Below are 2,751 nucleotides of genomic sequence, written 5' to 3' on the forward strand. Positions count from 1 at the left end.
AGCGCGTCGAAGAGATCCCGCAGCGGCATCAGCTCCGGGACGCTGTTCGAACTGTCCCCCCAGTACCAGTAGCTCACCACGCAGTCGTGGTAGACCAGCTCCCACAGCGGAATCCGGTATCGCGGGTTGAGCATGTACTGCCGGATCTGCGGCGGAATCTCTTCGCCGCGGTACTGGGTGGTCATGCGCCGCCCCGCGTCCGGCGCCCGGAGCTGGGAGGGGCTGAGCATCCCCTCGGAGAAGTGAAACGCCGCGGCGGTCGCCTCGCTGCCCACCTCCACGCCGCAGACCAGCCCGATGTCCGCAAGAAAGCGCAGCTGTGTGTTGATGTAGCGCAGGGAATCGGAGCGGGTTGCCGGATGCAGCACGTGATAGCACTCCGAAAGGGTGGAGCCGGCCTGTACGTCGATGAAGCGGGAGTTGTAGCCGACCTTCTCCACATCCGGCGGGACGTTCTCCATCGTGAGCTTCAATGCCGGAATGTCGCAGACCGCATGTTGCGGATACAGTTTGCCGTCCAGCCCGTGCACCTGCCACGCCCGGGCGAGATTCCCGTCGCGGTCGACCCGGACGATTTCCGGCCACTGTTTCGTGTTGACGCTCCGCTTCACCCGGTACGGAATGATCTGGTCGACGCAGGGTTTCGGCAGAACATCCCGGTAGATGTCGTACTTGCCGACCAGACAGCCCCGGCGTTTCAGCTCGGCGCAATCCTCCGGCGTCTCGCCCTCGAAGGAGTTCCAGAGCAGCCGGTCCATCCCGAGTTTCCGGAGGTCGTCGGCGACGCGGCGGACGTTGCGCGGGGTCCGCTCCGGCTCCTCCGGGCGGCCGTAGAGGCGGTTCATGTTGTTGTCATCCCAGAGCCAGAAATCGGCCGCGCCGATCAGCTTCTCCAGCTCCGGCGTGTGGCGGCACTTTTCCTGGAGCGTCACCACCATGCCCTGCGATTCGCGCCAGGCGCGGTATCGGGCCGCCGCCGGAGCGAGCCCTTCGGCGAAGAAATAACGGATCGCCCGCGTGTAGCCCCATTGCCCCTTTTCTCCTTTCCAAATCACCCGGCTGTGGCGCAAGCCGTCGAACGGCGCGTTGTCGAGCTCCGCGTCGGAGCCGCACTCGACGCCGGTGAGGACACAGAGGCCGTCGCGCAGAAAGCCGAACAGAGACATCGACGCCTGATTCCCCGCGTAAAACGCCATCCGCCCGGGGAGGGGGAACTCCAGTTCCGCCGCCGGGACGGCGTAGCCGGTTCCGAAGGGATAGATTCCGACATCCCCTGGTTCCATTTTCCACGCGGGCGGCCAGGCGATCTCCTCCGGCATCGGGCCGTCGCCGTCGAGGCGGAGCTGTACGCCGCCGGACTCCGGCAGTGTGAACGACGCATGCAATGCGAAGCCGCCGCAGTCGAGATCGAGTTCGAGAGAGCCGGTCTCCGCCGTCGCGCGGGTGACCGGATACTCCGACGGGAGGGTTTCGAACTCGCGGTTCTTCTCCTTCCAGCGGAGGAGAAGCGTTCCAGCCTCAGTCAGCCGGAGGGCGAAAGCATCATTTTCAAGCGGGAGCATACGATATGGTTCTCCTTACGAGGGGTTGGTTTCACTTTGCCGCAGGAAAATGCGTGGCCCCTTCCTGCGAAAAATCGGTCGGCTGAATCGAAATCAGCCGGGATTCCAGCTTCTTCCGGATGAAGCCGAATCCCGGGTTTTCGATCTGACGGATCAGCAGTTCCGCGGCGCATTTCCCCAGCTCTTCAAATGGCGGCTTCACCGTCAGCAGTTCGTGCGGCAGAAACGCGGTGAGCGAGGCGTGGTCGAAGCCGGAGAGCCGGATTCCGTCGAGCCGGATTCCCCGCCGGTGCGCGTCGCGGATGAGGTCGCCCGCGCAGACGTCGTTGAGACAGCAGACCGCGTCGGGGCGTTTGCCCGCGTGGCGGAACTGTTCGAAAAAGCGCTCCGTCTCCTCCGGCGAACTCTCCCGGGTGCGGAGGAGTTCCGGCCGCGCCTTCAGGCGGCACCGTTTCAACCCCTCCAGAAATCCCTGTTTGCGTTCGCGGGTGGCGCTGAGGCTGAGTCCGGCATTGCTGTAGAGGGCGAAACGGCGGCACTTCTCCCGGTAGAGGAGGCGGACGATCTTCGCGATGGCGTCGCCGTTTTCAAACGTGAGCAGATTCCCGTCGATTCCCTGCGGCAGGCGGACCAGAAAGAGGGTGGGAATGCCGCTGTGCACCAGAGGCGGGAACGCCTTCTTGTTGTTCCGGTCGGGGTCGGCATAGACCACCATTCCGGCAGGGTTGCGGGCGATGGCGGTGTTGAGAATCCGTTCCTGAGAGGCCGCGTCGCCGCACAGCGGAATGATGGAGCTCAGATAGTTCGCCTCCGCCGCCGCCCGGCTGAACTCCCGGAGTGTGAGGGCGAAAAAGGTGAGGTCGTAGCAGAGGAACACCAGTTCGCGCGAGATCACCCGGCTGTTCCCGGTCACCAGGTTGCCGACGCCGTTGATCGTGCGGATCAGATTCCGCCGGGCGAGTTCCGCCAGGGCGCGGCGGAGCGTCGGCTTGCTGACCTGAAACGATTCGGCCAGCGCCTGTTCCGACGGCAGAAAACTGCCGATCGCCATCCGGCTCACCCGTTTTTCCAGCTCCCCGACCAGAGCGGGGTAGAGACTGCTCCGTGCCATTTGCCATGTTCCTGCGTCGCTGATTCTCTCTGGTACAAGATAGTTCCCCGGCGGGAAAATGCAAGCATGAAATGTAAT

At 64.1% G+C, this 2,751-nt stretch carries 2 protein-coding genes; both read right to left on the minus strand.

Annotated elements, in window-relative coordinates; all coding sequences use genetic code 11:
* Positions 1 to 1,562, minus strand: a 1,562-nt coding sequence (locus ACMLHG_RS02835) for a glycoside hydrolase (RefSeq protein ID WP_417169477.1), incomplete at its 3' end; no start/stop codon positions are given.
* Between the two features lie 31 nt (positions 1,563 to 1,593).
* Positions 1,594 to 2,673 carry a LacI family DNA-binding transcriptional regulator gene (locus ACMLHG_RS02840; protein ID WP_295812830.1) on the minus strand — a complete coding sequence of 360 codons (1,080 nt, stop codon included), beginning with the start codon at positions 2,671 to 2,673 and terminating at the stop codon, positions 1,594 to 1,596.
* Between the last annotated feature and the right edge of the window lie 78 nt (positions 2,674 to 2,751).

Origin of the sequence: Victivallis sp. (genome assembly GCF_048170485.1) — a bacterium.
Classification (GTDB): Bacteria; Verrucomicrobiota; Lentisphaeria; order Victivallales; family Victivallaceae; genus Victivallis.

Coding starts and splice junctions, on each gene's coding strand:
- ACMLHG_RS02840 (WP_295812830.1), bottom strand. CDS start 2,673: ATGGCACGGAGCAGTCTCTACCCCGCTCTGGTCGGGGAGCTGGAAAAA.